We start from the raw sequence: 25960 nt of genomic DNA, 5'->3' as shown, positions 1-25960 counted from the left end.
GATTCCACCTCACGATGGACACCCTTGCTCTTGGCTAGTGGTTGGCAACTACGAGCCCCCACAGCGGACTTTCACCGCCTAGTTAATCGCCATGCATGGCGCACTAAAAAAAGCCGGTCACTGCTGGGCAGCGCCGACTTGGGTTCAATCTGATTAGTAAGACAGTCCAGGATAAAGAGGGAATTGAGCGGTCAAATCTTTTACCATACCGCGCACTTTCTCGTGTACAGCTGTATCCGTAGGGTTTTTCAAAGTCAAAGCAATGATTTTGGCGATCGTCTTCATCGCTTCTTCGTTCATGCCGCGGGAAGTTGCTGCAGGCGTACCGACGCGAATACCGCTTGTAATCATAGGCTTCGCAGGGTCGAATGGAATGGCGTTTTTGTTAACCGTAACGCCAACTTCGTCCAGCAGATGCTCCGCATCTTTACCGGAGATGTTCAAGCTGCGCAGGTCGATCAGCATCAAGTGGTTGTCCGTACCGCCGGATACCAGATCAACGCCCTCTGCGACTAAAGCTTCAGCCAATGCTTTGGCGTTGTTGACTACGTTTTGCGCATACGTTTTGAATTCAGGCTGCAAAGCTTCTCCGAAGGATACGGCTTTAGCGGCAATCGTATGCATCAAAGGACCGCCTTGAGTTCCAGGGAACACGGCTTTATCGATAGCTGCTGCCCAAGACTTGCGGCACAGGATCATACCGCCGCGAGGACCGCGAAGCGTTTTATGTGTAGTTGTTGTAACAAAATGAGCGTATGGCACTGGGTTTGGATGCAGTCCCGCTGCAACCAAGCCTGCGATATGAGCCATGTCTACCATGAGCAGGGCGCCGACATCGTTAGCGATTTGGCTCAAAGCTTCGAAGTCGATGATACGCGGATACGCGCTGGCACCGGCAACGATCATACGAGGCTTATGTTTGAAAGCGGCTTTGCGCACTTCATCATAGTCGATGCGGGAATCGGATTCTCTTACACCGTAAGCGACGAAGTTGTACAACAGACCGGATGCGTTAACCGGGCTGCCGTGAGTCAAGTGACCGCCGTGAGCCAGGTTCATACCCAATACGGTATCGCCAGGCTGCAGAGCTGCCAGATAAACCGCCATATTCGCTTGAGCTCCGGAGTGAGGCTGAACGTTCGCGTGCTCTGCGCCGAACAATTCTTTGGCACGGTCGCGGGCGATGTCCTCCACGATATCAACGTACTCGCAGCCGCCATAGTAGCGGCGTCCTGGATAGCCTTCCGCATATTTGTTCGTAAGGACCGTACCCATAGCCTGCATAACCGCTTCACTGACAAAATTCTCGGATGCGATCAATTCGATTTTGTCGCGCTGACGGCCGATCTCCAGATTCATAGCCTCAACGATTTTCGGGTCTTGCTTGCGTAATTGTTCCACAGTAAGTTCCTCCTCGGGATGAGCTTATATTTTTAATAAAGAGAAAAATTCCCTGCTTAAACAAAACCATGAGTTACTCGTTCGTCAAGTACACGAGCCAGCCCCTTGCGGTTCAGCGCTGTCCATATCATAAACCGCGCGTGCGCCTCCGATAAGCTTCGGACGGGTATAGGCAGCAAGAATGGACGCATGTCCAATCATTCGGATCGACGGTTTGAACGGAACCGCCACTCTCTTCAGATGCATCCCGATGAGCGTGCCTCCGATATCAATGCCGGCATGAGCCTCGATGGTCTCAACGACACAAGCCTGCGGCAAGTTTTTAAACGCATAGGAAGCCATGGAGCCGCCTGCTCTGGGCACCGGAATAACGGAAACCGGATCGAGCCGGTACTCCTTCATCGCTTCTCGTTCAACTACCAGAGCCCGGTTCAAATGCTCGCAGCATTGATAAGCCGGATAAAAGCGGACTTCCTTCCGCACGGCCTCCATGGCCGCAAACAGCTGTTCCGCCACTTCCTCCGTACCGGACGTTCCGATATGCTTGCCGAGCACCTCGCTTGTGCTGGTTCCGAAGACGATAATCTGCCCTGCTTCAATATGCCCCGCCTGTATCAGCTCGCGAAGCGCCTGCTCCATATGGCCGCGAATGGCGCTTATGTCCAATGATGCTGGTTCCGCTGCAGCCTGCCGGAATTGTTCTGCGTTGTCCATCATGAATCGCCTCTTTCGTCAGGCTTTCCGCTTACGGATGAAGCGAGTACTTGTCTTCCAACGCCTTGACTTTGTTAATGCGATTTTGGTGGCGTTCCCCTTGCGAGAACTCGGTTTCCAGCCAGACTTTCACGATCTCCTGCGCAACGCCCGGGCCAATAACTCTCTCTCCCATGGCAAGCACATTCGTATCGTTATGCTCGCGTGTCGCCTTAGCCGAGAACAAGTCATGCACCAATGCACAGCGGATGCCAGGCACTTTGTTGGCGGCAATCGTCATGCCGATCCCTGTGCCGCAAACTAGAATCCCTTTGTCGGCTTGACCCGAAACCACTTGATCACAGACGGCAATGGCATAATCCGGGTAGTCGACGGAATCTGTGCTGTTGTAGCCCATATCCGCCACCTGATGACCCAATGATTCAATATAGCCCACCAATTCATCCTTCAAACGAAATCCTGCATGATCTGCACCAATAGCAATTTTCATATTGTCCTTCGCCTCCTAACATAGTTAGCTCCATTATAACCGATAGATAGCCGAAACACGAAAAAAGAGCATGCAGCGTGCTGTATCCAGCACAACGATGCTCTTTGCCCAGGCGACCGGCCGTGTACCTTGATGCTCCACTGTGGTTAAACCCACTCGTCGCCAGTTACATCAAGGCCCTACATTGTACCTTTATCATAGCGGAAATAGCGTCTTGTGTAAAGCCTAAAAAGTGAGTCCAATTCCCGAACACACGGATGGCTAATGAATCAGGAAAATCCGTTACCTTGCCGCTTTCAGCTTATGGATCAGCTTCAGCAGCGCGGCCTCAATCTCCGCTGCGCACGCTCGATATTGAGCTAAGGAGCCCCCGAACGGATCGGCAATATCGTAATCCGGAAGCGTGCGCTCCAGCGTCAAGATTCGTGCCCTCTCCTCATCGGTTACCTGCTGGGACAATGCCCGTTTCACCTGCAAATCGGCAATCAGCCGTTCCATCTCCGCTATGCGACCGGCGGCTTCCGGATCGTCCTCCACGTACTCTTTCAGCGTATATATTTTATCGACGAACTCCGGATATTTGCCTATTGCGTGCTGCTTATGTCCCGACGTCATCGTCAGCACCACGTCAGCCCACGCAATCAAATCGCTCGATAACGCGCTGGAGGTCATGCTGCAATCCGATCCATGCTCCTTTAATACGGCTGCCGCATGATGGGATACCGGTGTGCCGTTATAAGCTGCAACCCCCGCCGAGCGGACTTCAAGATGGTGCAAATCATGTTCCGCCAGCAGCTTCCGGAGCAAGCCTTCAGCCATCGGACTGCGGCAGGTGTTGCCGGTACAAACGAATAAGATTCGATTCATCTGGGATCCCTGCCTTTACTATTCAATATAGGCTGTAATCAGCCTTCCCTTTTATTGTACCTCAAATGTTTGAAAATAGGGAACGGTCGAGCCATGGTTTTCAAAAATTAGGCCGGTTTTATAATAAAAAATGCACGCCGAAGGCCAATAAAATAACTCCGCCCATCGCTTCGCCATACTCACCGATCCATCGTCCCATCTTGCTGCCCAGCAAAAGGCCGATAATGGACATGATCCCTCCAACGGTTCCGAACATGATCACGGTCAACGCCATATCCCCGGCAAACATGCCAAGAGAGACGCCGACAGAAAAGGAATCGATGCTGACGCTGAGCGCAAAAAGAAGCAAGCCTCCCAGCGTACGGTGATCGATGGATTTTACTTCTTCCCCTTTCAAGGAGCTGTACACCATATGAATGCCGAGAAGCAGCAGCAGCGCCCCTCCGACCTTGGTGGCAATGCCGCCCATCAAAGAGCTGACGTAGCTGCCCGTAAACATGCCCATCAGCGGCATAACCATATGAAATACAGCAATGACAAAGCTGAGCTTAGCAATGTCCAGCTTGCGTATGCCCTTCATCCCTATGCCAATGCCGAGCGATAGAGCATCCAGTCCCAAAGCGATAGCCATGATCAATATAGCGATAAACTGCCCCACCATTAGCGGAGATGTCCAATCCATTCTATACTCACCCCTTGTCCCCGTCCCTAATCAACATATGCGGACGAGTCCAGAATCATGACTGGGAGAGAGCTAACGGATCGGTTCCACTTCGGAGTATACGGACAAACTCGCAATTCACTGCCATTTTTCGCAATAACAGCCGGATTTATTCATGTATATCCTAGCGAGGGCTGGATAGATGTGAAGCGGTTCTGCATGGTATGTATGTTAAAAAATGCACCGGCAACGCCCTACAGGCGAAATGCCGGTGCATCCATCAGACATGAATGATACGGTCTCCGGCCGCCTTGCGCAGCCGGTTCATAATCGCGGCCCCGATGCCCTCCTCGGGGCATGTTTCCCCCACGATGAAGTGGATACCCGCTTCATCGAACTCGCGCAGCGCGGCGTACAGCCCGTGCGCCAGCGATTCCAGGTCGCCGACGCTTCCGCAGGCGACGATATGGTCCGCGCGCAGCAGCGGGGCGTGCTCACGGTACGTGAGAACGCCTGTGCGTTCCCCGCGCGCGTGCGCTTCGTCGAGCTCGCGCTGGATGCGAGCGAGCACCCGTTCAGGAGCATCGCCCTGAACAAGGGTCATTACGCCGCGCGGGGCGTAATGCGTGTACTTCATCCCCGGCGCGCGGGGTGCCGCGGAGGGCTCTTGGTGCGCTGAGGCTTCGCGCACCGTGATACCGGGCAGCGCCTCGCGAAGCTGCGCTGCCGTAATGCCGCCGGGCCGCAGAATGTGGAGCACACCGCCGCTGGCTTCGCCTGCGGCTGGAGTGTACTCCACCACCGTGGACTCGACGCCGACCCCGGTCGGCCCCCCGTCCACGATGCCGTCGATGCGGCCAGCGAGATCCTCCAACACATGCTGCGCTTGTGTTGGGCTGGGCCTGCCCGAGCGGTTAGCGCTCGGCGCGGCCACAGGGCAGCCTGCAGCGGCAATCAGCTGCAGCGCCACCGGATGGTCGGGCATCCGCAGCCCGACCGAATCCAGCCCCGCGGTGACGAGCGGGGACAGAACGCCTGGCCGGACGGGCAGCACGACCGTGAGCGGCCCCGGCCAGAAGGCGTCCAGCAAACGCGAAACGGCCTCATCCGGAGAAGCGGCGAGCTCCTCTACTTGAGACCGGTCTGCGATATGGACGATAAGCGGATTATCCGAAGGCCTTCCTTTGGCCTTGAAAATTTGTTCAACGGCTCTCGTTTGGCGGGCGTCAGCCCCCAAGCCGTATACCGTTTCCGTAGGAAACGCTACAAGCCCTCCCTGCTTCAGGGTCTGTGCCGCTTCCGCCAACGATTCCGGCTGCGGCTGCTCGGGCGAGACCTTCCAGTATGCTGTCATCCTTACTCCACCCTTAATCCATTTTCCATGCGTCCCTTAATCCGTTCAGTCCTCGATTTCTTGCGAGGACTACCCATTATTCCTGCAAGTCTATACCCACTACATAGGACTACGCAAACAGCGAGCCTAGCTTCTTCATCAAATCCCAAAGAAAGAAACGAACTTCCGGCTGCTCCGGTTGTACATCGGCCTTAGCCACTGCAGTCTTGCCTGCGGCTGGCGCTGCGCCTTTTGTCTCGGCTGCCTTATTAGCCGTTTTGGCCGTTTTCGCGTCTTTACCTGTTTTAACCTCTTGGTGATCCTTCGCTTTATTCGCAGATTCCTTCTCCGCCTCAGGCACCGCTTCTGCGCGGACCTCATTCGGATTTTTGGCGATAACCTCCGAATCTACGAAGCACAGCGGAGGAAACAGGACGCACCACCAGTTTTGTCCTTCTGCATTACCGATGGAGACGCGAAGCGCCTCATAATTGCCCGCAGGGTATACTTGGTTTCCGTACATTTTGGTTGGGAACGGAACAACGCCAAGCTCAACCTGATAAGCATAGTCAAATCCGTTTTTGCGGAGCGTCTGCCCCACCAATTCACTCAGCTCAGGCAAATGGCTGCGGACCGTTTGTCTTGCTTCCTCAATCGTTTGCGGACCGGTAACCCACTGCTGCATTTGTTCCACGATAGCATCACGAACTTCTCTTTTTATCCATTGATCGGATGGTGAATCCGAATTAGCCAATATACGAAGTCGTATCGATTCTTGAGGGATTACCCCCTCTGTACTGGCGGAAGCACTCTCTGCCTTGGAGGCAAACACAACCGTATTTTCCTTTTGGGCTTCCCAACAAAACATTAATAGAATAAGTGCAAAAGCTATATAAAAATATCGAACCCGGGAAGTTCTTCTCACCATGGCTTGTCGCCCCTCTCGTATCGCTTCATAGCTTTAGTATGAACCGATCCGAGAGGTTTTAAACCTAGCAATCTAACAATTTTTACTAGAGAGAATAGATTGTGCCTCTCCTTGCCCAACCACCTGGCTTTTATGCTGATCCGGGCACTACGTCCCTTATCTCCGCTTCCAAGCTATAACATGCCGGTCAATTCCCGCCAAGTCGGGAACCAACCGAATCCCGTCCCAAGCCTCTACTGCGGCAAGCATGTCCGACACCGCCTTGGCTTGCCCCATGCCGACTTCCAGTCCGACAAGGAAGGGCATCGAGGTCAGCTCCTTCAGCTGAGCAATGAGACGCCGATACAGCACGAGACCGTCCTTCCCGCCATACAATGCGGAAGCCGGCTCGAACAAGCGCACCTCGGGCATCAATCCCCCCTCATCCTCCTCGGGTATATAGGGAGGATTGGATACAACCGCATCAAGGCGCAGCCCTTGTTGGATATAGGGTGCCAGCAGATCCCCCTCCAGGAACGAGATCTTTCCCGCCACTCCCAGGCGTTCTGCATTTGCCTTTGCAACCGCAAGCGCAGCAGACGATATATCCGAGCTCATCAGACGCCAGGATGGACGCTCCGCGGCAAGACTTACGGCTATCGCTCCGCTTCCCGCTCCTATGTCAGCAACAAGTGGAGATGCCTCTTGTGAAGGCCACAGCTCAGTTCCGAGCATAACCACTTGTTCCACTAGCAGCTCGGTTTCCGGACGCGGGATAAGCACGGCCGGCGTCACCTTGAAGGTACGCCCGTAGAAATCCTGTTCTCCGATAATGTATTGGACCGGCTCTCCTGCCGCTTTACGCTTCAACAGCTCGTACCATTGCCCTTCAAGTTCCACGGGGAACATTTCCTGCCAGCGAAGCAGCATTTCACTGCGGCTCCACCCCAGCAGATGCTGGAGCAGCAGCTCGGCGCAATTGGATGCTTCACTCACTTCATGCCCCTGTAAAAAAGAAGAAGCCTCAACATAGGCTTCACGAATCGTCAACTTCCGTTCGACGGTCATTGGTTTACACTTGTTCCCCTTTATCCATAAGCTCCGATTGGGCAGCAATCGTCAAGGAAGAGATGATCTCATCCATATCGCCGTTCAATACAGCATCCAAACGATGGAGCGTCAAACCGATACGATGGTCGGTCACACGGCTTTGTGGGAAGTTATAGGTTCTAATGCGTTCGCTTCGATCTCCTGTACCCACTTTGCTTTTCCGCTCACCAGCATACTTGGACATTTCTTCCTGCTGCAGCTTATCGAAAATCCGGGCACGAAGCACCTGAAGTGCTTTTTCTTTATTGGAGTTCTGCGACTTTCCGTCCTGACATGTCGCAACAATGCCCGTCGGTACGTGGGTTACCCGAACCGCCGATTTTGTCGTGTTAACGGACTGTCCGCCGGCACCGCTGGAACAGAACGTGTCGACGCGGATATCGTTATCGTTAATTTCGATATCGATATCTTCCATTTCCGGCAGCACCGCAACGGTAGAAGTCGATGTATGAATCCGTCCGCCCGACTCTGTCGTCGGAATACGTTGAACCCGGTGGGCGCCGCTCTCGAATTTCAGCTTGCTGTAGGCTCCCTTGCCGTTTACCATGAAAATAATCTCTTTGAAGCCGCCGAGATCATTCATGCTGACATCCATAATTTCCGTTCTCCAGCCTTGTGTATCGGCGTACTTCGTGTACATCCGGTATAGATCGGCTGCAAATAACGCCGCTTCATCGCCGCCTGCGGCGCCGCGGATTTCGACGATAACGTTTTTGTCGTCGTTAGGGTCCTTCGGAAGCATCAAAATTTTGATGCGCTCCTCGAGCTCCTCCTTGCGCTGGGACAGCTCCTCCAGCTCCATTTTGACGAGCTCGCGCATTTCATCGTCCAGCTTCTCATTTTGCATGGCCCGCGCCGCCTCGTACTGCTCTACAACACCTTTATATTCCGTATAAGCCTCGTAAGACTCTTGTAGGTCGGATTGCTCCTTGGAGTACTCCCGCAGCTTTTTCGTATCGCTCGTTACATCCGGATCACACAGCAGCTCGCTTAGTTTTTCATAGCGGTCCGCAAGTGATTGCAGTCTGTCTAGCATCATCATTCACCCCTTATGTCTCTTCAGATAGTATATAGTTTAGACGTTGAAACGGAAGTGCATAACATCGCCGTCCTGCACCACGTAATCTTTCCCTTCCAGGCGAAGCTGTCCTTTTTCTTTCGCTGCGTTCATCGAGCCCGCATTGATCAAATCATCATAGCTGACAACCTCTGCACGGATAAACCCGCGTTCGAAATCGGTATGGATGACTCCAGCCGCTTGCGGAGCCTTCATGCCCTTGCGGATGGTCCATGCACGAACCTCCTGAACTCCAGCGGTGAAATAAGTATACAAGCCAAGCAGCTTGTAGGCAGCCTTGATCAGACGATTCAAACCGGATTCCTGCAGCCCGAGCTCCTCCAGAAACATCTCTTTGTCTTCGCCTTCAAGCTCGGCAATTTCGGATTCTACCTTGGCGCTGATGGGAACAACCTCTGCTCCTTCCAGAGCAGCGTATTCACGCACCTTTTGAACCAAAGGATTATCATCCGCATTGGCTACTTCTTCTTCGCTCACATTAGCCGCATAGAGCATCGGCTTCATCGTCAGCAGGTGAAGATCGCGGATCAGCAGCTTCTCGTCATCACTCAAATCTACGCTGCGGGCCGGCTTATCGTTATACAGCGCCTCTTTCACCCGCTCCAGACACTCCACTTCAGCCGCGTATTTTTTGTCGCCGCTTTTCATATTTTTACGGGAACGCTCAATCCGCTTCTCAACTGATTCTACGTCAGCCAGGATCAGCTCCAGGTTGATCGTTTCGATATCGCTGATAGGATTGACCGTACCGGACACGTGTGTAATGTTCTCATCCTGGAAGCAGCGGACAACGTGAACGATAGCGTCCACTTCCCGGATGTGGGCAAGGAACTTGTTGCCCAGTCCTTCGCCGCGGCTAGCACCCTTAACAAGTCCTGCAATATCTACAAATTCAAATGCCGTAGGAACGACATTTTTAGGAACAACCATCTCCGTCAACTTGACCAGCCGCTCATCGGGAACCTCTACTACCCCTACGTTCGGATCAATCGTACAGAAAGGATAGTTCGCCGACTCAGCGCCCGCTTGCGTAATCGCATTAAATAAAGTGGATTTGCCAACGTTCGGCAGGCCCACGATCCCAGCTTTCAAAGCCATGTATAGGACAACTCCTTAATCATCGTTATTCAATATCCCTAAATAGTTATTATATCGCACATATAGGGTCCCTGTCACCTTGCCTCTTCTATTTCCAGCAAAAATCATGGAATGTGCAGACGCCTTTCACAGGAACCTATATCTTCCAATCTTTATTTCGTTGTCGCTATGGGCATTAACGAGGCGAGCAGATCGCAGTATAATAGGAGTATCCTCTATTGAAACCAGGTGAGCGCAATGAAAACCCGATGCCAGGATTTAAGTCATGATTCCGATACATTCAAGCATCCCATTATGCTATTTGACGGGGAATGCCGTTTTTGCAGCGGCTCGGTTCAGCTCATTATCCGGCTGGATCAAAAGGACGTTTTTCGTTTTGCGCAGCTGCAATCCGACACGGCCCAGTCCCTGCTTCCACCGGATATCAAGAACGATCCGTCGATGGATTCCGTCATTTTGCTCGACCAAGGCTTCGTCTATACGCATTCCGACGCTATGCTGCAAATTTGCAGACGATTAGGGCGAGGTTGGGCACTACTTTCTGTATTAAAGTATGTTCCGGTTTCCTTGCGGGACTTTCTGTACCGTTGGGTGGCCAAAAGACGGTATAAGCTGTTCGGCAAGCAGGAGCACTGCATGATTCCGACGGCTGAAATCCGCCGTAAATTTATATGAGACCGCCTTCCCGGCTACAGGCTCCTTATCCCCATCTGGGGATAGTGACTTGAATAAATCGAGGGAACTTGCGGAACTATCCCCAATTTTCTACAATAAAATGTGCATAACAACCCGGTTATCCACAAGGTTATCCACAGCATGTTAACAAATCGAATACTTGTTCGTCAGCATTGGCCTGTGAATAAGTTGATCATAGAAACGAGGTGCCTGTGTGCAACAACATATTCCTTTTATGAACGCTGCAATTGATGAAGCCCGCAAAGCCGAGGCACTGCTCGAAGTCCCGATCGGTGCCGTGGTCGTGTGGAACGACACCATTATCGGCCGCGGCCACAATCTCCGCGAGACAACCAAGGATCCACTGGCACATGCTGAGCTCATAGCCATCAAGCAAGCCAGCGAGTATTTAGAGGCATGGCGGCTTCTCGATTGCCGATTATATGTGACTTTGGAGCCCTGCCCCATGTGCGCGGGTGCCATCGTTCAAGCCAGAATTCCACAGGTGATTTACGGAACGACCGATCCCAAGGCCGGCTGCGCAGGGACCTTGATGAACCTGCTGCAGGAAGAACGGTTCAATCATCGCGTCGAGGTGATTTCCGGTGTCCTTCAGGAGGAATGCAGCAGCATGCTGACCCAGTTTTTCCGCCGTTTAAGAGGGAAGGCATAATCAGGACAAGACGTCCATCAGGTTATTTTATCTAGACAAACGTTATGTTAAGCCAAAAGGTCCCCACATAATACAGCCTAAAACGCTGTACAGGAAAAAAAGCAGGAGATTCGGATGCTTCCGACTCCTGCTCTTTCTTTCAAGATATGATACTGTTGTCCAATCCTCTCATCTCCACCTGCACTCCCTCCGGCAGCACTACGGTAACGGTCATCCAAGGATAATAGGATTGCAGCCCCCGCTCCGAAGGAAGCCGTTTGATCTGCACATACATGATCTCGCCGGCCGTATGTACGGAGACCACCTGGTCCTTGTCCAATGGACGTGATTGCTCTCCCCCTTTGATCCGTTCACGAAAGGTCCCGAATACCTGAATGGAGCGTTCCGTCGATTTATCAATTTTCACACTCTGATCTCCTGATTGGACAACGATTTTTTTCACGCCGTCTCCCAATGCTTCCTTCACTGTCGGCAAATCCCTGGTTTCCTCCGTCGCTCCCAGCATGGATCGAATTTCGCCCAAAATGCCGACAGACGCCAGCAGCGTAAACCCGAGGCAGCCGATGCAGATCACTCCAACAAAGAACAGGCTCATAAAGTCGTAATGAAGCATGCTGTTTTCTTTATTCGAGAATAATAAATAGATAATAATCTCAAGCCCAAGCAAAACAAAGATGATGGGCCACCAGGCGATAAACGCATCGAAGGCCTGGATTCCTCTCCATTGGGACATGAACAGGATGACCCCCAGCAGGATCAAGGTCAAGCCCATCGATAGAGTCCCTACACGCCATTTTTTCATAGGCTATCCGTCCTTTCGATTTTTGCTTCCGATGAGCAGTCGAAGACCGCCGCCGATCAAGATTACGGATACAACAAAGGTCTGAAAATATTGGTGGAACAGTATGGAGATCCGTTCTTTGGGGAACATCCGGTCCAAGGCGTTCAGGATCACTTCATCGGCCAAATAATATCCTCCCAAAACCAGCAATCCTATGCCGACCCATTTTTGATGATTCATCAACCAATCGACGAAGGGAAGGTCCTTCAGTTCCTCCCGTCCCTGCTTGGAAATCTGCTGCAGCGCGTCAAAGAAGCTATAGAACCATAAAATCGGAATCAAGAACAAGAAAATCGATAAACGAAGCACATCCATAATATAGATGAGCAGCAGGAACGCGGCCATGAGCTGAAGCCCTCTTTTTTGGAGGCCAAGATACATATGTCCCGCTCCCGGAACGATAGACAGGAAGGTGGCGATCATCTTGCTCTTTCTGCCATCCTCACGGCTTTCCTGAAAATCCTCGAAGAAGGTCTGGTCTACAAGCGGCTCCCCCCGCTGTTTCTTGTTCAGCTGCTGCACACAATCGAACATGGAGTACAGCCACACGATGGGCAGGATGCACAGAAAAGCCAGAAATCCGTCTCTATGCGTCAGCACTGCGACGAAGATAACCATCGCCAAGGTTCCGAAGAATGCGATTAAGAAAGCTAATCCCCGCTGCATCAGGCCAAGCTGAAAATGTCCAAGACCTGGGATGAACGACAGAACAATGGCGGCAAAACGATCATTCCCGCTGTGCTGTGGTACCATGAGCATTCCATCTTCCGTGTTCGATGGGGCAGCAGCCAAAGCAGGCACTCGGCCCCGGGCTATTGCTATAACCATATCGATCATATTGACGATACCGAAGAACATGGCAACCCCCATCAGAAAGGCGAGGAATTCGCCGCTACGCCGGTATTCCCCGGTCAGAACGAGCAGAAACATCAAGGAAACCGGCCCAAAAAAACCAATGCCGTAAATAACAGCCCTTACCAAACGATTCAAATATAAGTGCCCCATGCCGGGGATAAAAGATAACAGCAGCGCTGTCATCGCACTTTTAGGTTTCATTATCGCGTTCCCCCTCTTTCATGTTTGGGCTGAATCGAGTCCAATACCCCGATCGTTTTTTCCATTATTTTTTGGGATACGGATGAACGGCTCTCCTCTTGCACCCACGGTCCGGCCTCTATGTTAGTTTCTGCAGAGCCCACCTTATCCATCAAGGTCTGGAAGGTGCTCGTTCCCATCAGCAGCAGCGTAATAACTGCGGCAACGGCATAATGGAACACAGGATGCCTCAGGAAGGACGGGGTCTGACTTGCTTGCCGCCTTTGAACCGGTTTCGGCGCGATCTCTGGTACCCCTGACAGACTTGGAGTCTGAGATTCGATTCGCTGCATAACCGACTCTACAATGGCCGCCTCCGCTTCCTCTGCAAGCCTTGGGAAGGTATCCGTCGTGAGCTCTAATCCCTGCATGTACTTTTCAAGACACTCGTCACATGTACTGAGATGGGTCTCATACTCTTGTTGTTCTTCGATCGACAGCTCCTGTCTCGCATACCTGGACCATTCTTCCGTTGTGTAATGCTTCATCCCCACTCTTCCTCCTTCCAATGCTTGCGAATCCACTGCTTGGCCCGGTACAGCTTCGATTCCACCGTTCTTAGGGAAACTCCCTGCTCCAAGGCAATTTGCTGATAGCTTTTATCCTCGATATAAAAGGCTACGACCACATCCCGGTAGTTGTCTGGCAAGTCGTCCAAACACTCCCGAATTCTTTGCCGCCGATGCCTATGCAGCACTTCCTCCTCCACCGTGTGTACGGGATTTACCGGAATCAGCTGCTCAGGCTCGTCGGTTAGCTGCTCTCTTTTTCGTTCAAGGGAACGTTTATAATCTATCGCTTTGTTTACGGTAATTCGGGTAATCCATGTTTTGAAGCCCTGGTGCTGATAGGAGGGGAGAGAAGCATAGATTTTCCACAGTGCTTCCTGCGTCACATCCTCCGCATCCTTGCTTGAATGCAGTACTGAGAACGCAACCTGGTATAAATATTGATTATATTTCTCCATCAGTAAGCGAAATGATTGCACGTCGCCGGCTACAATGCGCTCGATCCACTCTGTTTCTTCTGAAATGGTTCTCCCCCTCCTCTCCGAAAGAATAGACGATATCTCAAGAGCAAACCACTGCACATGACCGAATTTTTTTTGGTGAAAGCTCTTTTAGTGTATACCAATAAGAAAACCCCACCAAAGTGGGGCATTAGCTTTGAAGCCGATTCAGATATTTTTACGGGGAGTCCCGAATATCATAACTGCTTTTAACAGCTGCTTTGTCATGTGACTGATACCGGGTTGCTTTTTATCCAATAACATAATCGGCGTTTGTATTCCCTGCCTTATAGTAGGGATAATCCATCTCTCTTTGCATCTCCATTGCCGTATCCATGCAGGAAAAAAGTTCCACGAGGAACAATCCGACGTCGAGGGAGGCCGCGACACCTCCTCCGGTAATCACATTCCCGTCCTTCACGATGCGGGATGCTGCGACTTCCTTGCAGTATGGGGTCAACAGATCATAAGCAGAAGGATTGCTTGTCGCTCTTTTCCCATGCAGCCAGCCTGCCGCTCCTAGCAGGAGTGCTCCTGTACATACTGAAACCTTCAAGGCTGAATCCTTTGCCGTTTGAAGCCAGCTTATGAAATTCACATCGTTCCTCAAAGTCCTTGTCGCGTAACCTCCCGGCACAAAGATCATATCATACTCTGACAGATCCGGACGAATCTTATTTACTTTTATCGTCATTCCACGATCATCCTTCACTTCTTCCTGGATACCGCACAGATCCCATTGAAGCTCCTCCCTCAGACGGTTCTTATACAAGGAAAGTCTGGTCATGGGCTCGAAAAATCCAACAAAATCAAGCGTCGTCATTTTCTCAAATACAATAAAAGCGATTTTCATCTGACATCACCTTTCTGGCTTTCATAGGATGGGAGGCATTATTGCAGCTGTTGACCCCGCGTAGCGGTACTTCCCGGCACCACAGAACGGCCCGGCAAAAGGAAAAGAAACGGAGCCACTGATTCTAATGTTATCCATAGAAGTTCCTTGAGCTCCTATTCTTTTCATGTCCTCATCTCGTCTGCTGCTTCAGTATAGCCCTGGATATGCCCTATCCGCTTCAGCCAATTGGCAACTTTTCAACCCAGCCAATATGAAGATGAAGTATACTGGAGAAAGAGGTGATTGGTATGGCTTGGAAGCCCGACACATTAAGTGATGTCCCCCTATTCCGCCAAATTTATATGCATTATGAGCAGGAGATCATTCGCGGCACTTTGCTGCCTGGCGACCCATTGCCTACAGAGCGCGAATTGGCCTTCAAGCTTGGCATTAATCGCAGTACCGTATCAGCGGCTTATGAGGAGCTTAAAGCTATGGGGCTCGTCCAATCCGTCCAAGGAAGCGGTACCCGGGTATGTGAGTCCATGTGGGATGAGACGCCTTCCCGTACACCGAACTGGGAACGATACTCCTACCGTCGACCATTTGATCCCACCTCCTCCATTGTTAAAAGAACGATATCGGCATTTGCCTATCCCGGCATCATTAATCTGACTAAGGGAGAGCTTTCCCCCGACCTGATGCCGCTGGACCTGCTGCATCAGCTCGCTTCTGAAATCGACTTCAGCCTTCCGTTTAGCTATTATGCGAATTTCAAAGGGGATTTCGAATTACGGCAAGCGTTATCTGAATTGCTTCAAAGTCATCTGAACCTGGCTGCTGATCCAAGCCAAATTCTCATTACGGCGGGAGTCAAGCATGCATTGCATCTTATCTCCCATACGCTGCTTCAGCCTGGAGATGCCGTAGCCGTAGAAGGCCCCAGTTATTTATATGGAATGCAGGTATTCTCACCGGCCGGACTTCGGATGGTCAAGCTCCCGGTGGATGAATACGGCCTTATCCCGGAGAAGCTCCCTGAGCTTTACCATAAGTATCGGGTTCGTATGGTCTTTATCAATCCTACTTACCAAAACCCTACAGGCACTACCCTGCCTTTGGCCCGCAGAAAGAAGCTTATGGAGCTGTGCGAGGAACTGCGTTTACCTATCGTAGAGGATGACCCATATGGTCTCCTTCGGCTCAACAATACATCGGCACCTATCCCCCCTTTAAAAGCATTACGGGGCGGAGAACGGTTTGTTATCTATCTCGGAACCTTATCCAAAATTGCCACTCCCGGCATGCGCATAGGCTGGGTTGTTGCTCCTCCTCCCGTCCTCGCTCAGTTAGCCGAAGCCAAGGACCGCATGGGCTACAGTACAAGCCATCCTGGAGAACGGCTCGCCCGGCATTATTTGACTCATCCTGATTTTTCGGCCCGACTGGACCGCATCTGTGAGGTCTTACGCAAAAGGAGACAGGTGATGCTCCAGGCTATTCGGAAGTACGTGGGGGATGAAGCGGAGATATTTGCTCCACCCTCGCCTGCTGGAGGGTTCTATGTAGGGCTTAAGGTGAAACGACGGGGGTGGACCGATAAAGAGCTTTTGGAGGCTGGAATTCGAGAGGGTGTTATCGTATCGTCAGGCACCATCTATGGGGCCGACAGAGGCTTTATAAGGCTTACTTATGCATCCGTTGACGAGGACCTTATCACGGAAGGGTTGGTACGGTTGGGAAAGGCTCTTCGACAGGAAGTCAGGTAATGTAAGCAAGGAACACTCCGCTTATTACCTTTCGCACTTTATCGGATGATAGGTTCTTCAACAATCCGGCCCTTCAAAATGGGGCTTTGGATTCGAAGCGGATTCAGGTACTTTGTGGGGTGGTAAGAAAACGGATGCTCCCAGAAAAAGAAGCATCCTGAGAGCATCCGTCTTTGACGGAGCATGTTATTGTAACCCTTAGCCTATTGCAAACCGGCTTGAGCCTTTGCAACCAATTTCCCGCCCTGGAAGGTAAAGTTGGCATTAGCACCAACCGTCCCCTCCCCTTTGTACATATAGACCAGTGTGTGAGTCTTCTCTCCCTTTTTACCGATTTCCGATAGCAGCTCACCGGGGCTGCCGATAATCTTCGTCACTTCCTCGTAACTCATCCCGTTTTCGATCTTCTCAAACTTGGCCTTCGTGATAAGGCCGTTTCCTTCCTGTTTACCCGACGACTCCGTCGTCTTCGGCTGTCCGGTTGCCTGTTGAGCGGACCCTCCTCCGCATCCGGTCAAGCTGAGCGCTATTGCAAGCGCCATTACGAACCATTTCATTTTCATTCTTTGCTCCCTTATCTCGCAATAATATCCCTTTATTGTACGTGTTACCCTTTTCCAAAAACAGGTACTAACAGCACAAATCTTATTTAGAATCAAAGGAACTTTTAGCCTTGCAGATTTATGTACGGTGTATCAATAGTCGCAGAGGACGTTCAGCTGCCGAAAAAGTATTGCGTTCCCCCGGTCTTTTCCAACCCGTATATTGGGCCTTACATATAAAAAAACCTCCTATTCATCATAGAAGGTTTGGTATCTTCATAGTTATCTGGCGCGCCCGATACGATTCGAACGTACGACCTGCAGTTTAGGAAACTGTCGCTCTATCCTGCTGAGCTACGGGCGCGCGGTATTAATTATTTTACCACAAATAGCGTCCAAGAAAAAGTCCTGATCCTTCCACTGCGATTAATCAAAGCCGAGTTAAAATATAAGGTCCATCCTTGGTAATAGCTACCGTATGCTCAAACTGGGCAGATAAAGAACCGTCCCACGTCCGGGCTGTCCAACCATCAGAATCAATATACATCTCGTAGCCGCCCGCATTGATCATAGGCTCAATTGTAATGACCATCCCTTCCTTCAGCTTGAACCCTTTGCCTGGACGTCCGATATGCTCGTAGGAAGGCTTCTCATGCAGCGACTGTCCAATGCCGTGGCCCAGCAAATCACGAACGACGGAGTACCCCGCCGCTTCGGCGTGGCTTTGAATGACATGCATCACATCGCCGATGCTATTGCCTGCTACGGCCTTCGGAATAGCGAGGTCAAGGCATTCCTTTGTAACGTTCACTAAACGCTCAGCGGCCGATGAGATCGCCCCTACAGCATAAGTTCGGCAGGAGTCTGCCATCCAACCGTCATAGCTGCAAACAATGTCCATTTTGACGATATCTCCATTTTGTAAAGGGGTATCATCAGGAAATCCGTGAGCTATGACATCATTAACGGAGGCGCAGGTCGCATAGGGATATCCTTTATACCCTTTCGTTACTTGTTTGGCGCCATGCTCGGTTAAGAACCGCTCGGCAAAATCATTAATAAACAGCGTAGTCATTCCCGGCCTAATTATCTTAGCTATCTCCTCGTGGCAGCGGGCCAGTACTTGACCTGCCTTTCGCATTTTAGCAATTTGCTGCGGAGTTTTTAATATGATCATCATCTCATCGCCTCGAAGTCCTTTTTATATCCATAATACGTAGCTAGGTGTCAAAAGGACCGCCCGCGTTTCAAATCCTTAAATCCCATTCGATAATCAACATCCCGGTAAGTGATAAAATCCATTCTCTTTTAGATTTCTACATGTTAAAATGAGGGCAATCTAAGAGTGAGGTGTTGGACAGCGTGCTGCAGAACAATCGATATTACATTGTTTATGATGAACTAACGATTACAATCTGTTCTTTTCTCGATGATGTATGTGAGGAATTAGCAGCTGGGGGTACTATATACGGCTACGCTGACAACGAAGAAATCGCCCAAATGATGCTGGTTGAGTGCTTTCATTATTTATCTGCCAAGAACGCGTAATATAAAGACAACAGTTCCCTCTTTTTATACAGAAGGAACTGTCGTTAGTTCTTGATGAGATGAGGGGCGCTTCTCTTACCCTTCACCGTTATTATGTCTGGAATGATTCGCTTGCTTTACCTTTTTGGAGCCGGACAAGGGTTCGGTGGGCTGATGATCCTTTTCCCGGCTTTTTTGCCCGCTTGGGGGATTTACAGGCTGCGGAATATCTTTCGGCATAAATACCCCTCCTTTTTATATTGGTAAAATCAATCTTTATCCGACAAGCTTATTGATTCGTATTGGGATGGCTTGTCATGATTCAATGCGTCCTGGTGACGCCGGTCATTCGTTTGCTGTTGAATCTGCTGAGCATGATGGCTATTCACAGCAGTATGCTCGAGGTCCTTGACGACGTTTTGAATATTTTTATCTACATGACTTTTATTTTTTGTCACAGCTTTCCCTCCGACCGTTAGACTATTTAGTCACTGCGTGCAGCTGTTGTGCGCATTCGTGAATATGACGAACGTAATCATCCACCAAAGTTTGAATAATTACGGTACGTTCATCCACATTACGCCCTTCGCATTCTACATCCACAAGCTCCACCTTAACTTCTCTGGAGTCCACATACGTACACTTAAAGTCGAAGCTGTAGTCAGTATGTCCTGCAGTCGCAATATGCACTCGCAGGGCGTTGGACTCTGCTTCGTCCGCCAGGACTTCCGCCCGGTCCGATGCGCTTAATACGGTAGGCAATGTTCTCGACCATGCTTCCACCAGCTGCTGCTGGTCCATTGTCAATGTGTCTGTCTTAGCCATCTTTTCAACACCTCCACAAGCTTAAGGTGCGACTCTGCTATCCGGTTTATTCGCATAAAGTACAGTAAAATAAGGAATTGGCAAAGCGAACATACAAAAAGGCTGCATCATCCTTGGAAGGATAATACAGCCTGGATTTGCTTATGTAATGCCATTTTGAAATCATGGCGGAGAGGGTGGGATTCGAACCCACGGTGCCCGCAAAGACACGGCGGTTTTCAAGACCGCTGCCTTAAACCACTCGACCACCTCTCCGGGTGACAAAATGGATTGTATCACATTTGCCTCTTGTTTATCAAGTTCTAATTTTTAGATATCTTGGCCAGGTTGTTCATGTAAGGACGAAGCACCTCAGGAATCACGACGCTTCCGTCTTCCTGCTGGTAATTCTCCAGAATGGCGGCAACCGTACGTCCCAGTGCGAGACCTGAACCATTCAAGGTATGAACGAACTCCGGTTTTGACTTCGCATCACGGCGGAAGCGAATGTTCGCACGACGAGCCTGGAAATCCTCAAAGTTACTGCAAGACGAAATTTCACGATAAGTGTTGCTGTTAGGCAGCCACACTTCCAGATCATAGGTCTTGGCTGATGAGAAGCCTAAATCACCGGTGCAAAGAGCAAGAACACGGTACGGAAGCTTCAACAGCTGCAGAACCTTTTCCGCATCAGCAGTCAGCTTTTCCAGCTCATCATACGAGCTCTCCGGTGTCGTCAGCTTCACAAGCTCAATTTTGTTAAATTGATGCTGGCGAATTAAGCCGCGGGTATCTCTTCCTGCCGAACCGGCCTCCGAACGGAAGCAAGCGCTAAAGGCAGAGAAATATTTGGGCAGATCCTCAAGCGCCAGGATATCGTCGCGGTAATAGTTCGTAACCGGAACCTCAGCGGTTGGAATCAAGAAATAATCGATCCCTTCCCCCTGCAGCTTGAATACGTCCTCTTCGAATTTTGGAAGCTGTCCCGTACCCGTAAGGCTGTCGCGATTGACAATCTGCGGAGGAATCATTTCCTCATAGCCGTGCTGATCGCTGTGCAGATCCATCATAAAGTTAAGCAGTGCGCGCTCAAGGCGTGCTCCCAATCCCTTATAGAACACAAAACGGGAGCCTGTCACTTTAGCCGCAGCTTCAAAATCAAGAATGCCGAGCTCTTGTCCGATTTCCCAGTGAGCCTTTGGCTCGAAAGAAAATGCAGCCGGCTCGCCTACGCGTCGAATTTCGACATTATCGTCCTCCGACTTGCCTACCGGCACACTTTCATTAGGTACATTAGGAATAGCTAGCACAATCCCGTTGATATCCGTCTCAAGCACTCTGATTTCATCATCCAGTACTTTAATGCGGTCCCCAACACCCTTCATTTCTTCAATCAAGGCGTCGGCGTTCTGCTTAGCTTTTTTCAACGCGGCTACTTCCTGGGATACAACGTTACGGCGGTTTTTCAACTGCTCCACTTCCTGAAGAAGCTCTCTGCGTTTGGTATCCAGGTCCGTAAACCGGCTTATATCTTCAAGCGTTTTGCCGCGATGATTCATCGCCTGCTCTACGCGCTGTAAATCATTACGCAATAATTTTACATCTAACAAGGTGACCCCTCCTACCTCGCTTCACGTACCATATCTAGAAAATAGGCGTGCATCCGCTCATCATCGGTTAATTCCGGGTGGAACGAGGCTGCTAACAAATGTCCCTGACGAGCTGCAACAATTTGATCCCGGTACGTTGCCAATATGTCAACGCCTTTTCCTACGCTTTCAATAAGCGGAGCGCGGATAAAGACCGCACGGACATCCTCTGCAATCCCTTTGATAGGCAGGTCCGCCTCGAAGCTTTCCCTTTGCCGTCCAAAAGCATTGCGGGCGACCTTGATATCCATCAGTCCAAGATGCGCTTCCGGTTGACCGACAATCTCTTTAGCGATCACAATAAGTCCCGCACAGGTGCCGAATATCGGCTTTCCTTGCCCGGAGAAAGACTGCAGAGCCTCTATAAAGTGATAGGTCCGCATCAGCTTCCCGATCGTCGTACTTTCCCCGCCAGGAATAATGATGCCATCGATCTCGCTTAATTGCTCCGTCTTCTTGATAATAACGCCTTCAGCGCCCGCCTTCTCGATCAGCTTAATATGCTCGGCTACTGCGCCTTGGAGTGCCAATACTCCTATTTTCATGGCTTATCCTTCCTTTACCGCGCAATTACCAGCCGCGCTCTTGCATGCGTTGCGTAGCATCCAGCTTGGAGATTTCGATACCCTTCATCGGAGTTCCCAAGTTTTTGGAGATTTCAGCAATCAATGCATAATCCGTATAATGAGTTGTCGCTTCAACAATAGCCTTCGCGAATTTCTCCGGGCTGTCGGATTTGAAGATCCCCGATCCAACGAACACGCCGTCAGAACCCAAATGCATCATAAGGGCAGCATCAGCAGGAGTCGCTACACCGCCGGCAGCAAAGTTAACGACAGGAAGCTTGCCTGTTTCGTGAACTTGCAGCAGAAGCTCATAGGGAGCGCCAAGGTTTTTGGCTTCAGCCATCAGCTCATCTTTGGACATAGCTTGTACCTTTTTAATTTGACCGACCATCATACGCATATGACGAACCGCTTCAACAATGTTACCGGTCCCAGGCTCACCCTTCGTACGAATCATGGAAGCCCCTTCTCCGATTCTGCGCAAGGCCTCTCCAAGATCTCTCGCTCCACATACGAATGGAACCGTGAACTCTCTTTTGTTAATATGGAAAACTTCATCGGCTGGAGTAAGAACTTCACTCTCATCGATATAGTCTACACCCATAGCTTCCAAAATCTTTGCTTCGACGAAATGACCGATACGAGCCTTTGCCATTACCGGAATCGATACGGCTTTCATCACTTCTTCCATAACAGTAGGGTCAGCCATACGAGCTACGCCGCCAGCTGCACGAATATCCGAAGGAACGCGTTCCAATGCCATTACTGCGGAAGCACCTGCGGCTTCAGCGATTTTTGCTTGCTCCGCATTCATGACGTCCATAATGACGCCGCCTTTTTGCATTTCTGCCATTCCTTTTTTAACCCGTGATGTACCTGTTTCCATTTCCCGACTCCTCCTAAAGACCCTTATAATCAATTCACGATACGCAAAATGCGACAAACTAACTAAGCAATTATTTTACATGAACAGCCTTAATTATACAACCCGTTTACCCGGATTTTAAGCCTTCTTGGAGCCGCTGACCATATCGACGAAGAAGTTTTTGATAGCCCGGAAAAATAAGCGGAACCATCCTCCTTTTTCTTCATCAGTAGCTGCCACTAATTTTATAGTATACGGCTTATTTTCAAAAGTAACCGTCATCGTGCCAACTTCCTGACCTTTCGTAATAGGTGCGATCAGATCCGTCTTGCCTTCGGCGGTCTTGGTAAACGCCGTATCCGGAGTGCCCTTCTTCACCAGCAGGGACAACCCTTCACCTGTCACTACTCCAACTTCCGTATTCGTGCCTTTCTTGATAGGCACTGTCGGTAAGGAGTCTACAGGGCTTCCCGCTTTGACGACTTCTTTCTTTTCAAAATTCGTGTATCCGAAGTCCATAAGCTTCTTGGTATCAAAGAAGCTGTTGTCTCTGCTGCTGGAATTCATAACGACGGAAATCAGTCTCGTATCGTTGCGAAGAGCTGTTCCCGTAAAGCAGTACCCGGCTTTGTCAGTGTGTCCCGTCTTCAATCCGTCGAGACCCTGATAAACATATTTTTTAAAGTTTACATTGTCCTTATTGCCTTCGAGCATCCAGTTGTAGTTGATCATCGGATTGGCATCCGTTTGTCTAAACTTTTTGGAAGGGATGCTGGAAAATTTCAAAATATCCGGATAGTCCTTAATTAAATGATAAGCAATAAGTGCTGCATCCTTAGCTGTAAAAATTGTTTCTCCCGGAAGTGAGGCCGGTGCATATTTGCCCAGATCCACGCGGTCCAAACCGGACGTATTGATAAAGTATGCATCCTTGGACAAGCCTAATTTGGCTGCCGTTTCGTTCATCAGCTGTGCAAACTTTTCTTCAGAGCCTGAGATTTTCTCCGCCAATGCCACGGCCGCGCCGTTATCTGAATAAATCGTTACCGCATTAAACAAATCTTGAACGCTATATTGATCGCCCTGGGCTTTAGGAATACCCGACAAAGCTTTATTGTTTGATAAAAAAGCAGAATACTCGCTGATAGTCAGAGTTTCATTCCAATCAAGCTTTTTATTGGCTATGCTATCAAGAACTATGTATTCCGTCATCATTTTGGTCATACTTGCAGGCTGCATAGGAGCGTTCTCATTTTGGGCGTACAGGACTTGTCCCGTAGAAGCCTCCATCAATATTGCCGATTTCGCGGTTAAACCTAAATTCGGGGCATCTGCCTCCGCAGCTTGGGCCGTATTAGCAGCTAGCGGGGAAATTGCGATTTGTGCTGCGATCGATGCTGCTAGTATGAGTTTTCCCCATTTCCAAAACCTGTTCACTTCTTCACTCTCCCATATATTTAGTGCCTTTATTGTAGCATACCAGCATAGCCAAAAAAAGAAGACCAGGGCCCGAGCCCCGGTCTCCAAAATATGGTCTGTATTATAGCGAATAGTTCGGCGCTTCTTTTGTGATTTGTACATCATGAGGATGACTCTCACGAAGTCCGGCGCCGGTAATACGAATAAACGAGGTTTCATTAATCAGCGCTTGAATGTTTCGAGCACCGCAGTAGCCCATACCGGACCGCAAACCGCCAATCAATTGGTATACCGTATCAGCCAGTGGACCTTTGTATGCGATACGGCCTTCGATACCTTCTGGAACGAGCTTACTTTCGTTCTCTTGGAAATAACGGTCTTTACTGCCCTCTTTCATAGCACCAAGCGAGCCCATACCGCGGTACACTTTGAACTTTCTGCCTTGATAAATTTCCGATTCACCAGGGCTCTCGTCCGTACCTGCGAACAAGCTTCCGATCATAACCGCGCTCGCGCCTGCCGCAATCGCTTTGGTAACATCCCCGGAATACTTGATTCCTCCGTCCGCAATGATAGGCACATTGTATTCTCTTGCTACGGAAGCACAATCGTATATAGCAGTAATCTGCGGAACGCCGATACCTGCAATAATCCGTGTCGTACAAATGGATCCAGGACCAATACCGACTTTAACCACCGAAGCACCCGCCTCGATAAGGTCTCTCGTGCCATCTCCAGTAGCCACGTTCCCAGCGCAAATGGTCAGATCAGGGTATTGGGCACGAATCAATTTCACTGTATTGAGAATGTTGATATGGTGGCCATGAGCAGAGTCTACAACAATCATGTCTGCACCAGCTTCAACCAAAGCAGCAGTACGCTCCATAACGTCCTTGGATACACCTACTGCAGCGCCTACCAGAAGGCGTCCTTGAGCATCTTTGGCCGAGTTAGGGAACTGGATAGCCTTTTCGATGTCCTTGATCGTAATGAGGCCTTTCAGCGTGTTATGCTCATCGACTAGCGGCAGCTTCTCGATTTTGTGCTGCTGCAAAATCACTTCAGCCTCAGCGAGCGTCGTGCCGACCGGAGCCGTTACCAGATCTCTGTGTGTCATAACCTCCTTGATCTTAATGGAGTAGTCATGAACAAAACGAAGGTCGCGGTTCGTCAAAATACCGACCAGCTTTCTATCCTCATCGCAGATCGGTACACCGGAGATTCTATATTTCGCCATCAACTCCTCGGCGTCATATACGTGATGTTCCGGAGTCAGGAAGAAAGGGTTCGTGATAACTCCGCTTTCCGAACGCTTAACGCGATCCACTTCCTCCGCTTGCTGTGCGATGGACATGTTTTTGTGAATGATCCCGATACCGCCTTCGCGAGCGATAGCTATCGCTAAAGCTGCTTCCGTTACGGTATCCATCGCCGAGCTTAAGAAAGGGATGTTTAACTTGATTTTATCTGTAAGCTGCGTTGAGATGTTGATTTCTTTCCCGAAGACCTCAGACTTTCTTGGCACCAATAGTACATCATCAAACGTCAAGCCTTCTTTAGCAAATTTTGTTTCCCACACGAACGTAGTCCTCCTTCAGTTTCTTACTTGCCCGTAGATATTATTGCAATATTATCAAAAGCCTATTTTTCGTGTCAAGCTTATCTTCACAAGCTTCAGAAGACGTACATAATTAGATACAAACTATTGGAAATACAAGAATTGAATGCCCTTTCTTGCCTTTAGAATGCCCTATAAACAGGGAAAATTATGAATATTCAATTAATAAGCCGAAAAATACTGCAGTTGTGCCTACTTCCTTCAAAAACCCAATATCTCCATTACACCCACCATGCATTATTCTTTAACCTTTATAGGTACTGAGAAGTTACGGATAACAAAAAAAGCCTCTCCAGATTATCCGGAAAGACTTTTGCATTTGCTTGGCGACGTTCTACTCTCCCAGGACCCTTCGGTCCAAGTACCATCGACGCTGGAAGGCTTAACGTTCGTGTTCGGTATGGGTACGCGTGG

General features: G+C 50.0%; 28 protein-coding genes, 2 tRNA genes, 1 rRNA gene and 1 riboswitch. Of the genes, 3 read left to right on the top strand and 28 right to left on the bottom strand.

The genetic code is table 11. From position 1 onward, the window contains the following. Positions 1–153 precede the first annotated feature (153 nt). The 10 genes from glyA to ychF form a co-directional block, all read right to left on the bottom strand. The gene (glyA, locus tag GGC63_RS33985) at positions 154–1401 is read right to left on the bottom strand and encodes a serine hydroxymethyltransferase (protein WP_079914204.1); all 1248 of its coding nucleotides are present in this window, start codon (positions 1399–1401) and stop codon (positions 154–156) included. Between the two features lie 84 nt (positions 1402–1485). Next, positions 1486–2115: a TIGR01440 family protein gene (locus GGC63_RS33980; RefSeq protein WP_192705976.1), complete on the bottom strand. Its 630-nt coding sequence runs from the start codon at positions 2113–2115 to the stop codon at positions 1486–1488. 31 nt (positions 2116–2146) lie between these two features. Beyond that, positions 2147–2605, bottom strand: a complete 459-nt coding sequence (gene rpiB / locus GGC63_RS33975) for a ribose 5-phosphate isomerase B (RefSeq protein ID WP_079914203.1) — start codon at positions 2603–2605, stop codon at positions 2147–2149. Positions 2606–2704: 99 nt separating this feature from the next. After that, positions 2705–2785: riboswitch (ZMP/ZTP riboswitch) on the bottom strand. A gap of 102 nt (positions 2786–2887) precedes the next feature. Beyond that, a complete protein-coding gene (locus tag GGC63_RS33970) occupies positions 2888–3472 on the bottom strand; it encodes a low molecular weight protein arginine phosphatase (RefSeq protein WP_192705972.1) in 585 nt (194 codons plus the stop codon). Positions 3473–3590: 118 nt separating this feature from the next. Further along, the gene (locus tag GGC63_RS33965; protein ID WP_079914201.1) at positions 3591–4154 is read right to left on the bottom strand and encodes a manganese efflux pump MntP family protein; all 564 of its coding nucleotides are present in this window, start codon (positions 4152–4154) and stop codon (positions 3591–3593) included. Between the two features lie 259 nt (positions 4155–4413). Next, entirely contained in the window at positions 4414–5487 is a 1074-nt protein-coding gene (locus GGC63_RS33960) for an L-threonylcarbamoyladenylate synthase (RefSeq protein WP_192705971.1), read from the bottom strand. 109 nt (positions 5488–5596) lie between these two features. Then, positions 5597–6394: a stage II sporulation protein R gene (gene spoIIR / locus GGC63_RS33955; RefSeq protein ID WP_192705970.1), complete on the bottom strand. Its 798-nt coding sequence runs from the start codon at positions 6392–6394 to the stop codon at positions 5597–5599. A 156-nt stretch (positions 6395–6550) separates the two neighbouring features. Further along, positions 6551–7441: a peptide chain release factor N(5)-glutamine methyltransferase gene (gene prmC, locus GGC63_RS33950; protein ID WP_192705969.1), complete on the bottom strand. Its 891-nt coding sequence runs from the start codon at positions 7439–7441 to the stop codon at positions 6551–6553. Positions 7442–7445: 4 nt separating this feature from the next. Next, positions 7446–8519 carry a peptide chain release factor 1 gene (gene prfA / locus GGC63_RS33945; protein ID WP_079914319.1) on the bottom strand — a complete coding sequence of 358 codons (1074 nt, stop codon included), beginning with the start codon at positions 8517–8519 and terminating at the stop codon, positions 7446–7448. 39 nt (positions 8520–8558) lie between these two features. After that, positions 8559–9659, bottom strand: coding sequence for a redox-regulated ATPase YchF (ychF, locus tag GGC63_RS33940; protein ID WP_192705968.1), 1101 nt, complete (start codon positions 9657–9659; stop codon positions 8559–8561). 237 nt (positions 9660–9896) lie between these two features. Here ychF and GGC63_RS33935 point away from each other — a divergent pair, with 237 nt between their 5' ends. Both GGC63_RS33935 and tadA read left to right on the top strand, forming a co-directional pair. After that, on the top strand, positions 9897–10334 hold the full coding sequence (locus tag GGC63_RS33935; protein WP_192705967.1) for a thiol-disulfide oxidoreductase DCC family protein: 438 nt from the start codon (positions 9897–9899) through the stop codon (positions 10332–10334). Positions 10335–10548: 214 nt separating this feature from the next. Then, the gene (gene tadA / locus GGC63_RS33930; protein ID WP_256865585.1) at positions 10549–11007 is read left to right on the top strand and encodes a tRNA adenosine(34) deaminase TadA; all 459 of its coding nucleotides are present in this window, start codon (positions 10549–10551) and stop codon (positions 11005–11007) included. A 139-nt stretch (positions 11008–11146) separates the two neighbouring features. Here tadA and GGC63_RS33925 read toward each other — a convergent pair whose 3' ends face one another. The 5 genes from GGC63_RS33925 to GGC63_RS33905 form a co-directional block, all read right to left on the bottom strand. Beyond that, the gene (locus tag GGC63_RS33925; protein WP_192705966.1) at positions 11147–11809 is read right to left on the bottom strand and encodes a LiaF transmembrane domain-containing protein; all 663 of its coding nucleotides are present in this window, start codon (positions 11807–11809) and stop codon (positions 11147–11149) included. 3 nt (positions 11810–11812) lie between these two features. Continuing rightward, on the bottom strand, positions 11813–12904 hold the full coding sequence (locus GGC63_RS33920; protein ID WP_192705965.1) for a hypothetical protein: 1092 nt from the start codon (positions 12902–12904) through the stop codon (positions 11813–11815). After that, on the bottom strand, positions 12904–13431 hold the full coding sequence (locus GGC63_RS33915) for a zf-HC2 domain-containing protein (RefSeq protein WP_192705964.1): 528 nt from the start codon (positions 13429–13431) through the stop codon (positions 12904–12906). The genes GGC63_RS33920 and GGC63_RS33915 overlap by 1 nt, the downstream gene beginning before the upstream one ends. Continuing rightward, positions 13428–13931 carry a sigma-70 family RNA polymerase sigma factor gene (locus GGC63_RS33910; protein WP_318781163.1) on the bottom strand — a complete coding sequence of 168 codons (504 nt, stop codon included), beginning with the start codon at positions 13929–13931 and terminating at the stop codon, positions 13428–13430. The genes GGC63_RS33915 and GGC63_RS33910 overlap by 4 nt, the downstream gene beginning before the upstream one ends. A gap of 271 nt (positions 13932–14202) precedes the next feature. Continuing rightward, the gene (locus tag GGC63_RS33905; protein ID WP_192705963.1) at positions 14203–14805 is read right to left on the bottom strand and encodes a DJ-1/PfpI family protein; all 603 of its coding nucleotides are present in this window, start codon (positions 14803–14805) and stop codon (positions 14203–14205) included. Positions 14806–15095: 290 nt separating this feature from the next. Between GGC63_RS33905 and GGC63_RS33900 the strand changes: the two genes are divergently transcribed. Beyond that, the gene (locus tag GGC63_RS33900) at positions 15096–16556 is read left to right on the top strand and encodes a PLP-dependent aminotransferase family protein (protein ID WP_192705962.1); all 1461 of its coding nucleotides are present in this window, start codon (positions 15096–15098) and stop codon (positions 16554–16556) included. Between the two features lie 203 nt (positions 16557–16759). Here GGC63_RS33900 and GGC63_RS33895 read toward each other — a convergent pair whose 3' ends face one another. The 13 genes from GGC63_RS33895 to rrf form a co-directional block, all read right to left on the bottom strand. After that, the gene (locus GGC63_RS33895; RefSeq protein ID WP_192705961.1) at positions 16760–17119 is read right to left on the bottom strand and encodes a DUF3862 domain-containing protein; all 360 of its coding nucleotides are present in this window, start codon (positions 17117–17119) and stop codon (positions 16760–16762) included. A gap of 266 nt (positions 17120–17385) precedes the next feature. Further along, positions 17386–17462 (bottom strand) — tRNA-Arg (locus GGC63_RS33890). 66 nt (positions 17463–17528) lie between these two features. Next, positions 17529–18275, bottom strand: coding sequence for a type I methionyl aminopeptidase (gene map / locus GGC63_RS33885; RefSeq protein WP_192705974.1), 747 nt, complete (start codon positions 18273–18275; stop codon positions 17529–17531). Positions 18276–18721: 446 nt separating this feature from the next. Beyond that, a complete protein-coding gene (locus GGC63_RS33880; RefSeq protein ID WP_079914189.1) occupies positions 18722–18865 on the bottom strand; it encodes a small acid-soluble spore protein P in 144 nt (47 codons plus the stop codon). 29 nt (positions 18866–18894) lie between these two features. Continuing rightward, on the bottom strand, positions 18895–19083 hold the full coding sequence (locus GGC63_RS33875) for a hypothetical protein (RefSeq protein ID WP_079914188.1): 189 nt from the start codon (positions 19081–19083) through the stop codon (positions 18895–18897). Positions 19084–19105: 22 nt separating this feature from the next. Next, entirely contained in the window at positions 19106–19450 is a 345-nt protein-coding gene (locus GGC63_RS33870) for a hypothetical protein (protein WP_192705960.1), read from the bottom strand. A gap of 165 nt (positions 19451–19615) precedes the next feature. Next, a tRNA-Ser gene (locus tag GGC63_RS33865) sits at positions 19616–19705 on the bottom strand. Between the two features lie 47 nt (positions 19706–19752). Further along, entirely contained in the window at positions 19753–21039 is a 1287-nt protein-coding gene (gene serS, locus GGC63_RS33860; protein WP_192705959.1) for a serine--tRNA ligase, read from the bottom strand. Between the two features lie 11 nt (positions 21040–21050). Next, positions 21051–21623: a pyridoxal 5'-phosphate synthase glutaminase subunit PdxT gene (pdxT, locus tag GGC63_RS33855; RefSeq protein ID WP_192705958.1), complete on the bottom strand. Its 573-nt coding sequence runs from the start codon at positions 21621–21623 to the stop codon at positions 21051–21053. A gap of 25 nt (positions 21624–21648) precedes the next feature. Then, positions 21649–22530 (bottom strand): pyridoxal 5'-phosphate synthase lyase subunit PdxS, encoded by an 882-nt coding sequence (gene pdxS / locus GGC63_RS33850; protein ID WP_079914184.1) that lies wholly within the window; start codon positions 22528–22530, stop codon positions 21649–21651. A 117-nt stretch (positions 22531–22647) separates the two neighbouring features. Beyond that, positions 22648–23946, bottom strand: coding sequence for a D-alanyl-D-alanine carboxypeptidase family protein (locus tag GGC63_RS33845; protein ID WP_318781162.1), 1299 nt, complete (start codon positions 23944–23946; stop codon positions 22648–22650). Positions 23947–24049: 103 nt separating this feature from the next. After that, positions 24050–25507, bottom strand: coding sequence for an IMP dehydrogenase (gene guaB / locus GGC63_RS33840; RefSeq protein ID WP_079914183.1), 1458 nt, complete (start codon positions 25505–25507; stop codon positions 24050–24052). 360 nt (positions 25508–25867) lie between these two features. Beyond that, positions 25868–25960 (bottom strand): 5S ribosomal RNA (gene rrf, locus GGC63_RS33835); the annotation flags it as partial.

The organism is Paenibacillus sp. OAS669 (assembly GCF_014873645.1).
GTDB classification, from domain to species: Bacteria; Bacillota; Bacilli; order Paenibacillales; family NBRC-103111; genus Paenibacillus_S; species Paenibacillus_S vulneris.
This window is presented reverse-complemented; position numbering and strand designations above follow the sequence as displayed.

Coding starts and splice junctions, on each gene's coding strand:
- rpiB (WP_079914203.1), bottom strand. CDS start 2,605: ATGAAAATTGCTATTGGTGCAGATCATGCAGGATTTCGTTTGAAGGAT.
- GGC63_RS33900 (WP_192705962.1), top strand. CDS start 15,096: ATGGCTTGGAAGCCCGACACATTAAGTGATGTCCCCCTATTCCGCCAA.
- pdxS (WP_079914184.1), bottom strand. CDS start 22,530: ATGGAAACAGGTACATCACGGGTTAAAAAAGGAATGGCAGAAATGCAA.
- GGC63_RS33980 (WP_192705976.1), bottom strand. CDS start 2,115: ATGGACAACGCAGAACAATTCCGGCAGGCTGCAGCGGAACCAGCATCA.
- GGC63_RS33870 (WP_192705960.1), bottom strand. CDS start 19,450: ATGGCTAAGACAGACACATTGACAATGGACCAGCAGCAGCTGGTGGAA.
- GGC63_RS33915 (WP_192705964.1), bottom strand. CDS start 13,431: ATGAAGCATTACACAACGGAAGAATGGTCCAGGTATGCGAGACAGGAG.
- ychF (WP_192705968.1), bottom strand. CDS start 9,659: ATGGCTTTGAAAGCTGGGATCGTGGGCCTGCCGAACGTTGGCAAATCC.
- map (WP_192705974.1), bottom strand. CDS start 18,275: ATGATCATATTAAAAACTCCGCAGCAAATTGCTAAAATGCGAAAGGCA.
- pdxT (WP_192705958.1), bottom strand. CDS start 21,623: ATGAAAATAGGAGTATTGGCACTCCAAGGCGCAGTAGCCGAGCATATT.
- GGC63_RS33895 (WP_192705961.1), bottom strand. CDS start 17,119: ATGAAAATGAAATGGTTCGTAATGGCGCTTGCAATAGCGCTCAGCTTG.
- GGC63_RS33935 (WP_192705967.1), top strand. CDS start 9,897: ATGAAAACCCGATGCCAGGATTTAAGTCATGATTCCGATACATTCAAG.
- GGC63_RS33920 (WP_192705965.1), bottom strand. CDS start 12,904: ATGAAACCTAAAAGTGCGATGACAGCGCTGCTGTTATCTTTTATCCCC.
- GGC63_RS33965 (WP_079914201.1), bottom strand. CDS start 4,154: ATGGATTGGACATCTCCGCTAATGGTGGGGCAGTTTATCGCTATATTG.
- spoIIR (WP_192705970.1), bottom strand. CDS start 6,394: ATGGTGAGAAGAACTTCCCGGGTTCGATATTTTTATATAGCTTTTGCA.
- GGC63_RS33970 (WP_192705972.1), bottom strand. CDS start 3,472: ATGAATCGAATCTTATTCGTTTGTACCGGCAACACCTGCCGCAGTCCG.
- GGC63_RS33880 (WP_079914189.1), bottom strand. CDS start 18,865: ATGCCGAAAGATATTCCGCAGCCTGTAAATCCCCCAAGCGGGCAAAAA.
- prmC (WP_192705969.1), bottom strand. CDS start 7,441: ATGACCGTCGAACGGAAGTTGACGATTCGTGAAGCCTATGTTGAGGCT.
- prfA (WP_079914319.1), bottom strand. CDS start 8,519: ATGCTAGACAGACTGCAATCACTTGCGGACCGCTATGAAAAACTAAGC.
- GGC63_RS33960 (WP_192705971.1), bottom strand. CDS start 5,487: ATGACAGCATACTGGAAGGTCTCGCCCGAGCAGCCGCAGCCGGAATCG.
- GGC63_RS33925 (WP_192705966.1), bottom strand. CDS start 11,809: ATGAAAAAATGGCGTGTAGGGACTCTATCGATGGGCTTGACCTTGATC.
- GGC63_RS33905 (WP_192705963.1), bottom strand. CDS start 14,805: ATGAAAATCGCTTTTATTGTATTTGAGAAAATGACGACGCTTGATTTT.